At 51.0% G+C, this 17,231-nt stretch carries 15 protein-coding genes; 7 read left to right on the top strand and 8 right to left on the bottom strand.

The features are described 5' to 3' along the window. Positions 1-156: 156 nt before the first annotated feature. Positions 157-519 carry a TraR/DksA family transcriptional regulator gene (locus tag H511_RS0112900; RefSeq protein WP_027252667.1) on the top strand — a complete coding sequence of 121 codons (363 nt, stop codon included), beginning with the start codon at positions 157-159 and terminating at the stop codon, positions 517-519. 45 nt (positions 520-564) lie between these two features. On the opposite strand, the gene H511_RS0112905 is transcribed toward H511_RS0112900, so the two are convergent. Next, entirely contained in the window at positions 565-1,194 is a 630-nt protein-coding gene (locus tag H511_RS0112905) for a YccT family protein (RefSeq protein ID WP_027252668.1), read from the bottom strand. 90 nt (positions 1,195-1,284) lie between these two features. After that, positions 1,285-2,229, bottom strand: a complete 945-nt coding sequence (locus H511_RS0112910; protein ID WP_027252669.1) for a porin — start codon at positions 2,227-2,229, stop codon at positions 1,285-1,287. Between the two features lie 550 nt (positions 2,230-2,779). Between H511_RS0112910 and dinG the strand changes: the two genes are divergently transcribed. The 6 genes from dinG to H511_RS0112940 all read left to right on the top strand — a co-directional run bounded on the left by dinG (position 2,780) and on the right by H511_RS0112940 (position 8,973). Continuing rightward, positions 2,780-4,870 (top strand): ATP-dependent DNA helicase DinG, encoded by a 2,091-nt coding sequence (gene dinG / locus H511_RS0112915; protein WP_027252670.1) that lies wholly within the window; start codon positions 2,780-2,782, stop codon positions 4,868-4,870. 7 nt (positions 4,871-4,877) lie between these two features. Further along, positions 4,878-5,651 carry a sulfite exporter TauE/SafE family protein gene (locus H511_RS0112920; RefSeq protein ID WP_027252671.1) on the top strand — a complete coding sequence of 258 codons (774 nt, stop codon included), beginning with the start codon at positions 4,878-4,880 and terminating at the stop codon, positions 5,649-5,651. Positions 5,652-5,676: 25 nt separating this feature from the next. Beyond that, positions 5,677-6,231, top strand: coding sequence for a primosomal replication protein (locus H511_RS0112925; RefSeq protein WP_027252672.1), 555 nt, complete (start codon positions 5,677-5,679; stop codon positions 6,229-6,231). Positions 6,232-6,233: 2 nt separating this feature from the next. Next, the gene (locus H511_RS23365) at positions 6,234-7,199 is read left to right on the top strand and encodes a histone deacetylase family protein (protein ID WP_051288143.1); all 966 of its coding nucleotides are present in this window, start codon (positions 6,234-6,236) and stop codon (positions 7,197-7,199) included. Next, positions 7,196-7,408, top strand: coding sequence for a pleiotropic regulatory protein RsmS (rsmS, locus tag H511_RS23370; protein ID WP_420835034.1), 213 nt, complete (start codon positions 7,196-7,198; stop codon positions 7,406-7,408). The genes H511_RS23365 and rsmS overlap by 4 nt, the downstream gene beginning before the upstream one ends. Positions 7,409-7,608: 200 nt before the next feature. Beyond that, positions 7,609-8,973: a hypothetical protein gene (locus tag H511_RS0112940; RefSeq protein WP_027252673.1), complete on the top strand. Its 1,365-nt coding sequence runs from the start codon at positions 7,609-7,611 to the stop codon at positions 8,971-8,973. 63 nt (positions 8,974-9,036) lie between these two features. On the opposite strand, the gene H511_RS0112945 is transcribed toward H511_RS0112940, so the two are convergent. The 6 genes from H511_RS0112945 to H511_RS0112970 all read right to left on the bottom strand — a co-directional run bounded on the left by H511_RS0112945 (position 9,037) and on the right by H511_RS0112970 (position 16,997). After that, positions 9,037-9,288: a GlsB/YeaQ/YmgE family stress response membrane protein gene (locus H511_RS0112945; RefSeq protein WP_027252674.1), complete on the bottom strand. Its 252-nt coding sequence runs from the start codon at positions 9,286-9,288 to the stop codon at positions 9,037-9,039. A 184-nt stretch (positions 9,289-9,472) separates the two neighbouring features. Beyond that, positions 9,473-11,659 carry a carbohydrate-binding protein gene (locus H511_RS0112950; protein WP_027252675.1) on the bottom strand — a complete coding sequence of 729 codons (2,187 nt, stop codon included), beginning with the start codon at positions 11,657-11,659 and terminating at the stop codon, positions 9,473-9,475. Between the two features lie 134 nt (positions 11,660-11,793). Further along, entirely contained in the window at positions 11,794-13,404 is a 1,611-nt protein-coding gene (locus H511_RS0112955) for a glycoside hydrolase family 3 N-terminal domain-containing protein (RefSeq protein ID WP_027252676.1), read from the bottom strand. Between the two features lie 37 nt (positions 13,405-13,441). Next, positions 13,442-14,419 carry an ABC transporter permease gene (locus H511_RS0112960; RefSeq protein WP_027252677.1) on the bottom strand — a complete coding sequence of 326 codons (978 nt, stop codon included), beginning with the start codon at positions 14,417-14,419 and terminating at the stop codon, positions 13,442-13,444. Positions 14,420-14,435: 16 nt separating this feature from the next. Continuing rightward, positions 14,436-15,923: a sugar ABC transporter ATP-binding protein gene (locus tag H511_RS0112965; RefSeq protein ID WP_027252678.1), complete on the bottom strand. Its 1,488-nt coding sequence runs from the start codon at positions 15,921-15,923 to the stop codon at positions 14,436-14,438. Between the two features lie 57 nt (positions 15,924-15,980). Continuing rightward, positions 15,981-16,997 (bottom strand): substrate-binding domain-containing protein, encoded by a 1,017-nt coding sequence (locus H511_RS0112970; RefSeq protein WP_420028998.1) that lies wholly within the window; start codon positions 16,995-16,997, stop codon positions 15,981-15,983. Positions 16,998-17,231 lie beyond the last annotated feature (234 nt).

A 17,231-nucleotide genomic window follows, 5' to 3' on the forward strand; every position in this document is an offset into this window, starting at 1 on the left:
AAGTGGCCACATAAAAACAGCAAGGAACTATAAAGCATTCTATTGATAACAAAAACCGACAAAAAGAAGGGTTATTCTGCTGTTGCTTTGACTTAAGTCAGTATTGGCGTGACGTTTAGGCATACACTGTGACTCAGTTTACCTAGGAGTCTCTCTATGAATAGTGATTACCTGCAACAGCAGTCCACTCGACTGGAGCAAGAATATGAGGCACTTTCAGTGGAACTCTATTCAGCGCTGAATGCTATTCGTGCTGACAGCACAGAAAAAAGCCAGCCCGAAAAAACCATCAACGAATTACTGACGCTGGCAACGCATAGCGCCGAACCGGTACTGGGACGAAAAGCTCGGCGGCTGGAAGCTATTGATGCCGCATTGTGTGCAATACGGTTAGATTTGTACGGCATTTGTACCGACTGCGAAGAGCCGATTGATACAGTCACTCTCGAGCAGGACCCCGCGCAGCCTCGCTGCCATCAGTGCCAGTCACACAGTAAATACCACCATCAGCGCTCTTAACCTGCCCCTCACCGGATAGTGGTATTGACCCTCAGCGTCTCGCCTTTATGGCTGGTTAGCCATCCATGCCTTGAAGGCGGCTTTCTCTTCAGGTTTCGCTTTGCTGTACCACAACTTCAGTTGCGCCAGCGAATCACCGGTAATTTCCACTTTGCCGTCTTGCCCGACTGCCACAGCCGCTTGCTGTAGATCAACAGCATAGCCCTGTTCAAAGGTGATACCGTGCTGACGGTTATACTCAGACACCAAGGCTTCCATATCACTGAATGCCGCAATGCCATCGCCCTGCATTTCCACAAAGGGTAAAACACGTTTGCTGCCATCAGCAAGCACCAGGGTCCATTCCGGTCCGCGCTGGAAATAAGCCTGAGCCTGACTGAGGGCGACCATAGCCGGCAGCTCAATGCGTGCATCCTGCGCCGGCATCGTTAACTCAAATAAGTAAGGCCGGGTGGTATAAATGGTGTTCTTGCTGCCGTTTTTCAGTTCGGCATCGTAGCGCAAGACTACCTGGTGCTTACCCGCAGGCAGCTCCACTTCTGTCGCACGTGACCACAGCGATGTACTCACTTCTTTGCCGTCTACCACCAACAGCTCAATACCATTGCTTACCGACAGGGTTGCCGCCTGCACATGCGTCGCCAAAAGCGATGCAATAAATAGAATTTTTCTCATAGCCAATCAGTCTAATTATCTTGTTCGCCAAAACAAAAAGCCGCCCAAACGGCGGCTTTTGCAATATCTGTGTACTGGTAGAAACCGTTCTTAGAACAGTACTTCCATACCCGCTACGTAGCCCAGGTCGAATTCAGTGTTGTCACCGTCAGCCCAGCCCAGCTCAGCGTACAGCTTCACGTTGCTGTGCAGTTGGTGAGTCACGTTACCGTAAACGTTGTCAACTGTTTCTCCACCATCAATATCAAGACGATTGTAACCTAGAGCAAAGGTGTTCTTACCCATAGTGTAAGAACCTGCCAATGAAAGAACATCAGCATCAACAATCGTCACACCAGAAAGCTCTTGCTCTACATTGCCGTAAGAAGCAGCTAGTGAGATTGCTTCAATTACATATTCAGCTTCCAAGTTGTAACCAGTGATCTCTTCACCAAGGACATTGACATCGTCAGAGGTGTAGTAATAACCACGTACGTCCAGACCAGCAAAACGCGCACCCAGACGCGCATCAGTGATGCCACCGTTGTCGTTCGCGTTAATGTCGTGAGAAGCACCAGCGTAGAACTGACCGTTATCGTAAACGTACTTAACCACTTCACTGCCCTGAGTTGTATCAAAACCCAGCTCTGTAATACCCAGTTCGTAGTCTTTGCCGATACCTGCATCATCAGAGATCAGGAACTGGCGACCGAAAGTCAGGGTACCGAAGTCTTTACCCTGGAAACCAGCATACAGCTCATCATTGAAGAAATCAGAAGAGCTGCCGTTTGCATCGGTGTTAGACAGATCTAAGCTCAGACCAGCCACCACATTCAGGCTGTTGTTAACCGGGATAGTGGTGTTCAGTGTGATGTCGCCATCGTCCAGACGGATAGTTGGATCTTCATCAGAACCTTTTGCCACGATGTCTTGGAACAGCTGAACTTCAGCAGAACCAGACAAGTCGACGATAACGCCGTCTTGGTCCAACAGGTTAACAGAAGCGTTTGCAGAGCCTGCAGCCAGTACAGATAGTGCAATTAGCGTTTTTTTCATGATATCCACTGCCTTTTCTTATGGATGGAATTCCTATTTCCAGAATCCCTATTGTTTTTTTATATCCCTTCCCGGCAGCCTGTGTTCGGTTCAGTGAAACCTGACCATGCAAAACCATGCCGGGATGGCGTAACTTGCGGAACTCATCCTGACAGAGAAATTATTACCATGTCAAATTCTCACTGTGTAACAACAAATTTTTCTTACAACCTTTAATTTCAATAAGTTAAAGCATTTACTTAGCAGAAATTTAACAAAGACACACTTATCACAGGGAATTTAATGGTTACTTAATAGCGTCAAATAAAAGAATTTATAGCCGAAAAAGCATTTTTACACCCATAAAAGCAGAATATTACACCACAAAAACAACATATTTAAGATGATTGGATTAATCAAGTAGTTAACAACACCCCATTCAACTGGGGTTCAATCTTATTTCGTGAGGAGAATCCCATTTCAAGTTAAAAATGCGCGAGGATCAGCGAGAAGCTCCACGACCAGAGCTTCGTGTTATAATGACGGCCCCAACCAAGATTAAGTTTCAATCATGCTTCACAACCAGATAAAAAGTGATATTAAACAGTGCTATACCAACCTGAGTGCACAACTTGAGCATTTTATACCCCGTCGTGCGCAAAACTATCTGGTTGCTGAAATCGCTAAAACGCTATCGGGCGAATACCATGATAAACAGCGAATGCTGGTTGCGGAGGCGGGCACGGGCATCGGCAAATCCCTGTCGTACCTGATGGGCTGTATCCCGTTTGCACTGTTCAATAACAAAAAAGTACTGATTGCGACGGCAACCGTTGCCTTACAAGAGCAGCTGATTCATAAGGATTTACCGCTTTTCAGGCAAATTTTTCCGAAAGAATTTAGTTTTATTCTGGCGAAGGGCCGTCAGCGTTACTGTTGCAGTCATCGCCTTGAAGCCAGCTGTGCCGGTCAGGACGACAGTCAGCTGGCGCTCTGGCAGGAGAAGCCGAAAAAGTCTGACCTCGGTTTGCTCAAGCGGATGCTTGCCGCCTGGCAACAGGGAAAGTGGGATGGCGACAGAGACAGCTGGCCGACTGTGGTGCCGGATCGTGTCTGGCAGCAAATCGTATCGGATAAGCACAGTTGCAATTCCGGCATGGCCAAACACCGCAGCTGCCCTTTTGCGAAAGCCAGAGAGCATATGGATAAAGCCGATGTGATTATTGCCAACCATGCGCTGCTGATGGCCGATCTGGAATTAGGCGGCGGCATCATATTGTCAGAGCCTGAGCACACTATTTATGCCATTGACGAAGCGCACCACCTGCCACAAGTGGCGAGGGACTTTTCCGCCGCGGCCGCCAGCCTGAAAGGAGCCAGTAACTGGCTGGAAAAGCTCAATCAGTCGGTCAGTAAGCTGACCGAACTGGCTGATGCCCAAAAAGCCGGTCGTTTTCAGAATACGCTGCAGGAATCCATCCAGCACTTAGTGCCGACCTTACGCCAGCTGGCCGGTCAGGTCGATCCGGCGGTATTCAGCAAAGACGGCAGTTACCGTTTTCCACACGGCGAATTGCCTGCCTGGCTGGCAGAAGAGGCCCAGGGATGCCGCGATGCCAGCAAAAAAGCCAGGCAATCTCTGGCAAAAATGCATGACATGATCACTGAGCGCCTCAAAGATGACGAAGTGCCGGCACGCAGCGCAGAACCGGCACTGGCAGAATCTGGCCACTATCTGCAGCGGCTTGAAAATCTGGAGAAAGTCTGGTCACTCATGGCACAGCCCATCAAAGATCAGGGCGCCCCGTTAGCGCGCTGGCTGGAAAAAAATCCGGAACAGGACGGGGATTTTATCGTTCAGGTGTCACCGCTGGAAATCGGCTATCGTCTTGATCAGCTTTTGTGGAGCCGGGCAGCAGGTTCCATTTTAGTGTCGGCGACACTCAGGGCTCTGAATCAATTCAGCTACTTCTGCCGCCAGGCCGGTATCAGCGAAACGGAAGGGACACGCTTTCTTGCCCTCGCCTCGCCGTTTGATTACCAGAATAACGGCCGGTTGGTGATCCCGCACATGAAATGTGAGCCGCAGGCAGAACAGTTCACTGATTTGCTGATAGAAACCCTGCCTGAGTATTTTGAAGGCGAGACCGCCAGCCTGGTGCTGTTCTCTTCCTACTGGCAAATGAACAAGGTTGCCGAAGCCTTAAAGCCACTTTGTCAAAAAAACAGCTGGGAACTGCTAGTACAGGGAGAAGAGTCACGTACAATCCTGCTGGATAAACATAAGAGCAATTGTGAACAAGGAAAAGCCAGCATTCTGTTCGGCACCGGCAGCTTTTCCGAAGGTCTCGATTTACCCGGGCATCTTCTGAGAAACCTGGTGATCACAAAAATACCGTTTGCGGTGCCTACCTCACCGGTTGAAGAAGCGCATGCGGAATACATTGAAAGTCGGGGTGGTAATCCCTTTTTACAGATTGCCGTACCGGAAGCCAGTAAGAAGCTGATCCAGTCTGCGGGCCGACTGCTGCGCAAAGAGCAGGATTTTGGTAGAGTTGTACTGCTCGACAGACGGATCATCACACGGCGCTACGGCAAAGCACTGCTCGATTCCTTGCCGCCATTTAAGCGCGTAATTGAACACACCATCAAAGAAAAATGAATAATTAATGATTGAAATGATAGATCCGGGCATGTGGCTCATTCTCGGTCTGGTAGCCCTGGCTGCCGGATTTATTGATGCGGTCGCCGGCGGCGGCGGCATGCTGACAGTCCCGGCCCTGTTGTCGTTAGGATTGCCACCGCACATCGCGTTAGGGACCAACAAACTGGCGGCGACGTTTGCCTCCTCCACCGCTGCGCTGACTTACTATAAAAAACAGCTGTTTTCCCCGGCTTTCTGGAAAGCCTCATTCGTCGCGACCCTGATTGGCGCAGTGACAGGTACGCTGGTTGTTAACATCATCAGTACCGGCTGGCTGGAGAAAGTGCTCCCGCTGATCATACTTGCCGCAGCGGTCTACACTGTCTGGCATCCGCATCCCAAAGCTGACAGTCACAAGCTGCCTGAACCCAGCGCCAGCCTGAAGCGTAAACAGTGGCTGCAGGGCACGGGGCTGGGCTTTTATGACGGTTTGGCCGGGCCGGGAACCGGCGCGTTCTGGACAGTATCGAGCATGGCGCTCTATAAGCTGGACATTTTGCTGGCATCAGGCCTGGCCAAAGCCATGAACTTCACCAGTAACCTGACCTCACTGATAACCTTTGCCATACTGGGTCATATCAATGTTGCCCTCGGGCTGACCATGGGTGTCTGCCTGATGCTCGGCGCTTATATTGGCGCGCACTCTGCCATTCGCTTTGGCAGTCAGTTCATTCGCCCGGTGTTTGTGACCGTGGTGGTTATTCTGGCCATCCGGCTGGCCTGGCAAGCCTGGTTATAAAACAGGTAAGAGGAAAAAAACAGCTATGACAAACGACCTTCATCGCCTGTCTGATCTGGTCGACAAGCTGCTCTCTCCTGCCGAAGCGCTGGATCATCAGCGCAGGGAAAGCAGCAAACCCCTTTTTGACAAACAATTATTTCACGGCCAGTCACGCCTGCTGGTTCCCTGTATTCGCGAGATTCAGCAAGAGATAGCGGCACTGAAAAGCGAGCAGGCATCTGGCCGGTTACACGCTACCCGAGCCAGTTATGTCTGCGAAAAAATTCTGGCTCAGATCCAGGCGGTACAGCGGGAAATGGCCACCAAGCAGATTCGTGAGTCCGAGCCGAAATACCAGGTCAAACAACGTAAAAGCCTGCACCAGCTGTACGATGAACTGGCACAGCATCAGGACTGGGAAAGGCGCCTTGCTGCCATGGTGAAAGATAAGGCATTTGCGCTGGAGCAGGCACCGCAGGCCAGTTCACGTCAGCCTTTGCAACAACAACTGCTCGCGCTGGAAGGCCGGCTTGCCCGCTGTCAGCAGGCAATGGCCCGCCTTGAAAAGGCGATCCTCCAGCTTGAGCGAAAAGGGTAACTATGCTGCCACTTGTTTATCACCCTGTGTACTCTGAGCTGGTTCTGCCAGCAAAGCACAGATACCCTATTACCAAATATCAGCGCTTGTTCCTGCACCTCACTCAGGAAAAACAGATTGAGACATGGGCCGATGTGGCTTTTTTCCAGCCCGACGCTGTCACGCCCGATGCCCTCAAAACACTGCATCAGGCCGACTACATTGACAGCCTGATAAACAACACTTTGCCGGCAGCGAAAATGCGCCGTATCGGCTTTCCCTGGAGTCCGCAGCTGATTGAGCGGACCCTGACATCAGCAGGCGGAACCAGAATGACTGTGGATTTGGCCTGTCAGTACGGTATCAGTCTGCATTTAAGTGGCGGTTATCACCATGCGCACTATGACTTCGGCAGCGGTTTCTGTCTGGTCAATGATCTGGCATTTGCAGCCCGTCATGCCCTGACGCTGCCCGGTATTGATAAAGTCATGATCATTGACTGCGATGTCCACCAGGGTGACGGCACCGCCACCTTGCTGGCCGATGACGACAACATCCTGACCTTTTCTGTCCACTGCGACAAAAACTTTCCGGCGCGCAAACCTGACTCCGACATTGATTTAGCCTTACCGCGCGAAACCGGCACCGATGACTATTTATCGGCCTTTAAGGCCGTGCTGACACTGGCGCTGGCTCAGCACCGGCCTGATCTGGTGATCTATGATGCCGGGGTGGATATCCATCAGCACGATGCACTCGGCTATTTTAACGTCACCACTGAGGGTATTTTTCAGCGGGATCATTTTGTCATCAGCCAGTGCCACGACAACAACATCCCGCTCGCCGCTGTGGTAGGAGGCGGATACCACGACGATCACCAGCAATTGGTGAATATCCATGCCCAGCTCTTCTGGGCAGCACTGGCCGTCCATCAACCCGATAAACAATTCACCGCGCCAGCTAACACTGCCGACTTTCAGGATGCATGATGACCAAAAAACAACAGACACAGTCAACCGGACAACACACAGTGAAACATGCGCTCACCGACGCCCCGAAAGAAGTACAGCTGGCGGTGGATTTAATCTATCTGCTGGAAACCAACAATGTTGACCCCGAACTGGCACTGGCCGCGCTGGAGATAGTAAAAACCGATCTGCAGGTGAAATTACAGCGGAAACAGGATGAGCAAGTTTAGCCCGTCAAAATAATGACGAAACATTAGATAAAAACCGTCGTTTAATGATCCCGATTTTTATTTATCTTAAAACGTAATATATCAATTCAGATTCATTCTGTTCTTCTCTAAAATACCCGTTCAGATTGATAAAAATAATGAATCAGCCAGTATCAGAACGGATAGCTGATAATGGTTTGCTTTTCCAGGGATAACTAAAAATGACCAAACGATGCAACCTGTCTATTGTTAATGGACTGAAACTCACCAGTATTGCCAGCCTGCTGCTATTAACTGGCTGCGCCTCAGATTCAGCCTCAGTGGCCAGCCCTAAAGCTGAAACCAATGCCAGCGCCACCAGCCTTGCGCCATTAAAAGACATACAGGCAAAGATCAAAGCCGCCGAACAGACTTTTGCACAAAGCCAGGCACTCACCTGGTTTGCCACTGACGCTATGGATGAGGCCAGACAATCACTGGATGATGCGCTGGAATACTTCAGTGAATATGACTTGGATTCAAGCAAAGCCAACGACAGTATCGGTATTTTCACCTCAACAACCTACCTGCAGGCAACACAGGAAGCCTTAACCCAATTCAATCAGCATATTGACACCGCCAATCACACGCGTACTGAAGCGATGAAAATACTGAATGAAGCGTTCAGTAACCGCAGTGAGCTAAACAGCATCAATGCCGGTGCCTATTTCCCTCAGGCAATGGCACAAGCGGAAAAAGAGCTGAAAAAGCTCGTTGATTACATCGCTGATAATGACAATGACAGCGCCATTAACGGTCAGGCAGATTTGTTGCGAAAACAACGTGCTTTAGAAGTCGATACAGTGACGACCATTTATCTGGCTGACAGCCAGAAAGAGCTCAAGCGCCTGCAGACCGAACAAGCCGGTCAACATGCCCCCGAAACACTGAGACATGCCGAGACGACGCTCAAAGCGACAGAAGCTTTCATCACCGCTGAGCCCCGCGCGAAAGACGTTATTCAGAAAAAAGCGGACGCGACAGCCTTTGCACTGGCGCACACCAGACATATCGCACATGTTGTCAAACAGCTCAAAGCCATGAAAACCAGTGATTACGAGCGCCACATTCTGAGCTATGAAAACATTCTGCTGGCGATCAGTCAGGAGCTGGGAACTGAGGATCTGCGTCATCAGCCCATTCCAGAGCAGGGCAAGACACTGGTATCGGCTATTCGGGAAACGCTGAATGAACAAGGCGATGAAGCCCGGCACTTGGCAGAAGCCAAAAGCAAACTGGCCGAGCAAACCCAACGCGGTGATGAACTGGCGGTCTCACTGGTGGCAGCGCAGCAGCAGATTGCGGCACTTCAGAGCCAGCATACTGCAGAAAAAAACCTGCTGATACAGCAAATTGCCCAACTGACCGTAAATAGCCTGCCGGCAGAAAAAACAGCCCAGACACCACAGTCTCCGGCCGCCGCTATTGCGCCCATGCAGCCGGTAAAACAAACTGAAGCCGCGCCACAAGTGCCGGATGACACCCGCGCCGAGCCGTCCGCTGAGCTTGCTTCACCGGTAGTGCAACAGGAACAGCCCGCCGCGTAATCCTGAAGGATAAACGGAGTAAGCTGCTCAGCATGAGCGGCTTACCCGCAACGAAAGAATCGGCTAAGAGCGAATAAACTTGTTATAAACAAGCAGAACAATAAATGCCCCTAAGGTCGCGGTGATCAGGCTGCCAATATTCACTCCGGTAACCGGCCCCAGGCCAATTAAGCTGCCCACCCAGCCTCCGACAAAAGCACCGACAATCCCCAGAGCCATAGTCACAATCCAGCCTCCGCCGTCTTTACCCGGCATCAGCCATTTGGCCAGTGCACCTGCAATCAGGCCCAGAATAATCCAGGAAATAATACCCATTTTTCACTCCTCTCATCGGAATTGACCATATTCAAAAGAAGCTTAGCTGAGTTTACAAAAGATGATGTATTGGAATTAATGCAGATTGCGAAACGATCCTTTGACCGAATAAAAGCCCGGCAATTTCTTACCGGGCTTTTTCGTTAGTCTCTCAAGGAATACGTTACTCGTTATCAATTACCGGTCAGTTACAAGGACCTAGCAATGTCCAGGGACCACCCTGATCCGGCTGATTATTACTCGTCCACCATTTGGCTTCATAAATATTGCCTTCATAAAGCGCCTGATCGCCTGCGGTATAAATCTGTCCATTAACCCAAGGTGCGGGGCAAGATGAACCTGGTTCAAAGCTCACTACCAGAGTCTGATTTGCCGTCACAGCCGTGAAGGTGTAACTGCTGCTCACAGGTTGTGCGACACCATTAACGACCACTGAGCTGACGGTATAACCGCTGTCAGGTACAAAGTTAACAGTGAAGTCATCGCCCCCTTTCGCAGACAGGACACCTGATGCATCAGGAGCTGGTGAAATCGTACCGCCAATGCCACTGACACTGACGCTGATATCAAAGTAAACCGGGATATCAATGGTTGCCTCTGTATAACTGCCAGTGAAACCGGCGAAGTTGCTGGCAGACAGCGTAGTCACATCGGTATTGTTGAGCACCAGACGCTTCTGATTGCCCTGAGCAAATGGATCCAGCAAAGTCATCACAGTATTTGCGCCTTCCTGAGTCAGCTTCACTGCACTGAACGGAATCGCTTCATTGCTGGGCGTAGTGATGACTGTTTTCGCCACATCAAAACTATTTACTACCAGCTCAACATTCCAGCCCCAGGTAACACTATTGATTGGCACAATGTAGCCCAGGCGGTCATAACCTCCTGTCACATTAACAAACATGTCCGGGTTTAGATCAGCCAGGGTCAGTCCCACCAGCTCATAAGAGGCATAAATACCGCCATCTTCGGCCTGAGGCCCGATAACAACTGAGGTTGTTGTCTCAAAAGCTTTCAGGTGCTTAAAGCCGATACCCGCTGTACCTTCAATCTTATCAACCGCCGGATCAAACCCGGTAACCACTTGCTTTCCTGAGTTCCAGGCCAGCGTATAGACATCTGATTTAACAATAACCTGCTCTGTATTGGCCTGCACGTCTGCAGCAGTCACACCGTTCAGGACAACAGTCTGGCCGGAGAACTGTAACTCTGTGCCACCAGCAACGGAAGAAACCACCAGGCCAGCCAATGGATCCGCCGCTTGCCAGCCGCGCAGCACGATAATGTCATCACCAACAGTAAAATCGTTCACTGTAGTGACCGCACCAGTTTGCTCATTCAGCAGAATCTGATCTTTACCGCCACCGGTAATCACAGTGTCATTACCTTCACCGGCAGTCAGAACTTCGTCGTAAGGTGAACCCTCGATGACATCGTTCCCCGGGGTATCAAAAATTGTGTTATAGCCGCCGAACTTATGGACATATTTGGTAATACAAGTCCCCAACTCGTCACAGGTAATCTGATCATTAGTCAGCAATGCGGCAGTACCCCAGGCGCCACGTAAGTGGGCAGCGGCCAAAATACCGGACATTGTTGCCTGAACCTGAATCGGATTGCCGTCATCGTCTGTACCCGGCCAGCTTTTTGCCAGAGCCTGTCCCCAGGTCATGTTTGCGTCATCAAGTAACTTGCTGATCACTTTCACGTTAAAGTGCATTGCATCGCGCATTACCAATTCTTGCTTTTCAGGCAGACGCAAATCAGCCAGAGAGTTCACACCATTTTTACCAACAAATGTGCCTTCCCAGCGGTTATTATCTGTCACATAAACCTGGTTACCCCCTGAGCCCTCAATTTCTGCTAAGGCTTCGGTTTTACAGCCAACCCAGGTTGAATCAGGGACAAACATATAAAAACTGTCGTAATCAGTACCATCAATGTTTACCACATTAGGACTGTAATAACCGGCATCAATCAGAACGGCCTCACCCAGTTGATAACCAACAAAACCCCATGCATTCATAGAGTTATACTGCATCTGCCGGAACATTTCCGGATCATTCGGTGTGTTCGGGTTATAGATATTATCAATCCCCAGTTTGGTAAAGAACTGGCTGATAGTCGTTGGCTCGGAGATCATCATACCTGTAGAGCAATCACGGACCAGACGGCCTGGTTCTGTCACTTGCGCATAGGTATACACAGGATTATCAAGGTTCTGAGCATAAAAATCTGCCAGAGCAGGATTAATACCCGACTCAAAATCACGTAATGAATCCAAGAACCCCTGAATACCGCTAGCTTGCGTCTGTCCACTTAATGCTGAAGCCACCAGCAGAGTGACGAGCCCGTATTTTGTTTTTAACATAATTTCCCTTTCTACTTTTATTTTGAGGCAAAACCTCTCCCGAATCTCCCAACTACAAAATACTGGGAGGCCACCCCGCTGGCGCACGCCAGCAGGAAATTTAATGTGTGTATATTCGATCAGACAGTGAGCAGTCAGCTCACCCGGCTCACCGCGCGGCCATGTCCGGCTGCGTGCTCGCCTGCCAGTACCCTGGCTGCTGCGGCAGCACTTTCTGGGCGGGACGAGTGCGCACAGAGGTAGTGCGAGACAGAAGGATAACGCAGCAAGTCATAAGGGCTGCGCAACGCCACAACGATCAGATTGCCAAAATCCTGACTGAGTTGCTGAACCAGTTGTTGAGCCTGCACCTGATCAAAGTCTTCACCGGGCAGCGGGTGGTTTTCTGTGACTACCACCAGGTAACCCTCACTGCAGCTGTCGGGGAGCTGATCGACAGTGACTTCCTGCCACACGGCCTCGCTCTGGCGCAGGGTTTGAATGAAAGCCTCATAAGCAGGCTGAGACTGGTTAGGCCCGATCCCTCTGGGGTTGGTCAGGTTATGATAGCTGGACTCGGGCGTGGCATTGATGACATACAGTTTCTGGCCACTGGTATCTGCACCGCCGCGCACCCAGGTCACCGCTGATTCTGCCGCCTGCCTGGCCACTATCTGACCGGCAGGCATCGAGACTTTGTGGAACAGCGGCATGGGCAGCAGCTTATCCAGTTTAAAGCGCACCACTTTTTGCAACGCGGTATCAATCACTTGCTCGGACAGTTCGCCAGATTTCACGGCATCTATCACACCATGAATCATCGCCAGCTGCTTATCCAGGTACGCCTCAGAGTGATCATAATGCTCTTCAGAGAGCATGATCATGGTAATCCCGGCCTGCATGGCTTTAACAGCGGCCTCAACCGGCGTGTAATGATGCTGGATGGCGCCCATGTTCATGCTGTCTGAGATAATAATGCCGTCAAATCCCATATCTTTACGCAGCACCTGCTGCAAGATAGTCGCTGACAGTGTCGCCGGATAAGTGTCGTCGAGCTGCGGATAAAGAATGTGGCTGGTCATCACCAGATCCACCCCGGCATTGATTGCCGCCTGAAACGGCGCCAGATCATTGGCTTTCAGCTCATCGTAAGATTTATCGACGCGGGGGATATCCCTGTGGGTGTCTCCCTGCGTGTCACCATGGCCGGGAAAATGCTTGGCGCAGGCGATGATGTCGCCTTGGTGTAATCCGCGAACCGCAGCGGCAGAATGGGCACTGACTTTCTTTGGCTGATCGCCAAACGAGCGGGTATCAATGATCGGCGATTCAGGGTTGAAGTTCACATCACAGCAGGGGCCAAGGATGCAGTTAAAGCCGGCATAGCGCATTTCATCACCGATCACTTTATACATGCGTTCCGTCCCCGTCACGGCGTCCGGCACCCCCAGAGCAAGATTACCCGGCCCGGTCGTCGACTCACCCACCAGAACCCCCCAAGCGCCTTCCTGATCGACACCCAGCAACAAAGGCAAACGGTGGTGATGTTTGACTATCACATCCAGCGACTGATTCAGCTGATGCGCTTCGGTGAAAGTTTCCGCGTTATCCTGGCTTAAGTAACAGCCGCCAAGGTTATACTCTGCAATCATCTGACGCGCCGCCTCGGCAGATTTGCCGGGAAACGCCAGAATAAACAGCTGGCCCACTTTCTCCTTGAGTGTCCAGCCGGCAATCAGCTCTGCCACTTGTGTTTCTGCAGCCATGTTTCTCTCCCCATCATCCTTAATAAAAGTAAAATCGTTATTTCTTACGTAACTGACGAATCTGGCCCATGGTGAAAGTCACCGCCACAATCACAATAATGCCGCGCAGGATCAGCTGCTGATCGACATTCAGCCCCATCAAGATCAGGCCGTTATTCACCATTCCCATAATGAGCGCCCCGATCACCGAGCCGATAACCGCGCCTTTACCGCCAAACAAGTTGGTGCCGCCAATGATCACGGCGGCGATCACCAGCATCAGGTCGTTCTCACCCAAGGTGTAGCGGGCACTGTACAGACGGCCTGAGTACAAAATACCGGCCAGCGCCGCAAGAAAGCCGTTCAGCATCAGCACATACAGTTTGATGCGGTTAACATTGATCCCTGAATACATGGCCGAGACTTTATTGCCGCCGGTCGCCAGTACGTGCTTACCAAAAGTGGTATTGCGCAGCACAAAGGCGCCGATGACGGTGACGATAATGGTCCAGATGAACAGGATGGAAAACGGGCCTATGTCGCCGGATCCAAAGATGAAGGTATAGGTATCATTATCAATCGGAATCGACTGCAGCGAAGTAGACCAGCGGGCAATACCGGTAATGATACCCGTGGTACCGAGCGTCACCAGAAAAGAAGGGATACCCACCTGAGTGACAAAAATCCCGTTCACGAAACCTATCATGGTGCCCACCATCAGAGCGGCAGACACCGCGAGCAAAATACTGTCGGTTTCCTGCAGTGTCAGGGCTGACACTATGGCGGCCAGGGCAACCGTAGCGCCAAAAGACAGATCAATCTCGGCGGCACTCAGCACAAAGGTCATCCCCACCGCCATGATAGCGATAGTTGCCGTCTGGCGGGCAATGTTCATCAGGTTCACTGAGGTGAGAAATCCTTTGTCGTGCAGCATCACCGAAAAGAAGATGAAGATGCCGATAAAGACAAAGTAAATGATGTAATCGCGCCAGTTAATGCGGCTTGTACGTGGCGGCTGAAGTGTTTTCTCGTTCATTCGCAATTCCTTATCCTTACTGCACTGCTGCCAGCAATGCGTCTTCCGTCATACGCTGGCCACTGAAATGGCGAACGATCCGCCCTTTATTGACCACATAAATTACATCGCAGAAACTGCCGACTTCGGCATATTCACTGGACACAAAAATCACGCCGTTACCCTGAGCGACATACTGATTGACAATTTTCATGATTTCGTATTTCGCATTGATATCAATGCCGAAGGTCGGATCATCAAGCAGCAGCACTTTGGCATCAGTTGACAGACATTTGCCAATCACCACTTTCTGCTGATTACCGCCGGACAAAAAACGTACCGGCTGCGACACGCCCGTCGTCTTCACCCCCAGTTTCTTAATCGTGGCTTCCACCATGGACTGGCCTTTGGCTTTATTCAGCACCATGGATCGTGAAATCCGGTCAAACGAGGCCATCAATACGTTGTCTTCAACAGAAAAATCCAGCACCAGCCCCTGCGAACGGCGCTCTTCCGGCACCATGTTGATCCCGTTTTCTATCGCCTGCCGGGGCGAGTGAATCTTCACTGCCCGGCCGTTCACCCGCACTTCGCCGCTCTGTATCGGCGTTAAGCCATAAATGGCTTCCAGAATTTCCGTTCTGCCGCTGCCCAGTAATCCTGCCAGGCCTACCACCTGGCCGGGCATCACCTTAAGGGATACTGCATCAAGATCGCAGGTCGTGACATTGCACAGCTCCAATAACGGCACAGTTTCTGATGTGGATGTCGCCGGGCGGTCCCAGATAAAATCCGTGTCGGTTTTACTGCCCAGCATGGCTTCGACCAAGGCATCAACCGAGGTGTCTGCCGTCTGGGTTTCCAGTACGGTATAGCCATCCCGCAGCACAGTGACCGCATCACAGATCCGCATGATGTCACTCATGTAATGCGTAATGTAGATAATAGAAATGCCTCTGCTTTTGAGTTTTTCTATCACAGCGAACAGTGCATTGATTTCATTATTCGACAATGAAGCAGTTGGCTCGTCCAGCACCAGAATGCGGGCATCCATTGCCATGGCTTTGGCAATCTCAATAAACTGCTGCTCACCGACGCTTAAACTCTCCACCTTCTGCCGGGGATCTATATCGACCCCTAGCGTTGCCAGAATCGGTTCGGCCTGACGCACCCGATCACGGTTGGAGATCAGTGCCGAACGCTGTTGCGAGTGAGTCAGAAAAATATTGTCGGCCACACTCAGGCTGGGGATCAGGCTGAGATCCTGATAGACCATAGCAATCCCTTTCGCCTGTGCATCTTTCGGGGTGGCGAAATAACTCTCTTCGCCAAAAAGACGGATCTCACCGCCATCGCGCTGATGAAAACCATTGATCAGTTTGACCAGAGTCGATTTACCGGCCCCGTTCTGACCAACCAGAGCATGTACCTCGCCGGTTTTCAGGGTGAAATTGACCTCTTTCAGCACCGGATTACCATCAAAGCCTTTTTTAAGGCGACGGGCTTCAATTGCATTCACTTCCATTGAATACCTCTTCATAGCGGTATGCCGACTGCACACTGGCATACCTGCAAACCGAAATTAATGTTGCAGTGCTTTTTGCACCGAAGCCGGTGCTTCGCGGCGTAGCGCCTGCTGCCAGGCATCAGCCAGATTGTCGCGGGTCACCGCACTGGCACTGACGGTGACAAAAGGTGGCGTGTATTCACCCAGTTTCGCCAGCGCGCCCATGCGCGCCAGCGTCTGCCCCAGGTCATAAGGCAAATCGGTGACGATACCGGCAACGTTGCGGCCTTTGGCCATATCCAGCGCATTGGCAGCGCCGAGATCCATGGTCACCACTTTGATGTCTTTACGTCCCGCGGCACGCGTTGCCGCGACTACGCCTTCGGCAATGCTGTCCCAGGGGGCATAAATGGCGGTCATGTCCGGGTACTGGGTAATCAGTGCCGAGGCAACCACTTCACCGTCATTCGCATTGGCGATACCGCGTTTTGCCACAATCTCGATATCCGGGTAGTTTTTCTGCAGGTTGGTCAGTACCGCCTGATCACGCTGATTGGTGACGTAATAATTGGCTTCGTGATAAATAAACCCGACCTTGCCTTGATTGCCCACCGCCTTGGCAATCATGTCCGCGGCCAGTTTACCCATCTGGAACAAGTCATCCGTCACGATACCGGCATAGTCTTTGCCATGTTCAAAACCACTGGGCAGGTTGCTGATCAGCACCAGTTTGCTGCCCTGCTGCACCGCGGGTTTAAACGCCGCGGCGCCAGATACCGGATCGACCACCAGCGCAATCAGAATGTCAGGCTTCATGGCCATCGTGGTTTCGACATCCGTTTTTTGCTTATTGGCATCGAATTCCGCATCCGTCACAGCCACCACATCAATATTGAGCTCGGCAAACATGTCTTTTGCACCATCAATCAGGGCGTTAGACCAGTCAGATGTGCTGTGCATCAGAATCGCCGCGGTGTACTCCCTGGTTTTAATCGCATTTGCTTGTGATGCATTTAACGTCACCTCGGTATAAGGCGTTGCTGTTTCTCCGTTAGGGCCTTGTGTTGAGGTCACTTCCGCCATTGAAGGCATCGCCACTGCCAATAGCGTAGTGAAACCTAAGGTTTGGCATGCCTGAGCGATTTTTTTCAATTTCATTCCCTGTCCCACCTGTTTGCTTGAGTATTACATGAGTATTAATATAGGTGTTTTTTGGGTATTTAATGCGATCAAGATCTCGACACATCATCATTACATAGTGATAACAATCACAACAACGGTTGAAAAAACAACGTATCACTCATTGATCAGGCAAATAACACCGGT

This window comes from Photobacterium halotolerans DSM 18316 (assembly GCF_000425165.1).
GTDB classification, from domain to species: domain Bacteria; phylum Pseudomonadota; class Gammaproteobacteria; order Enterobacterales; family Vibrionaceae; genus Photobacterium; species Photobacterium halotolerans.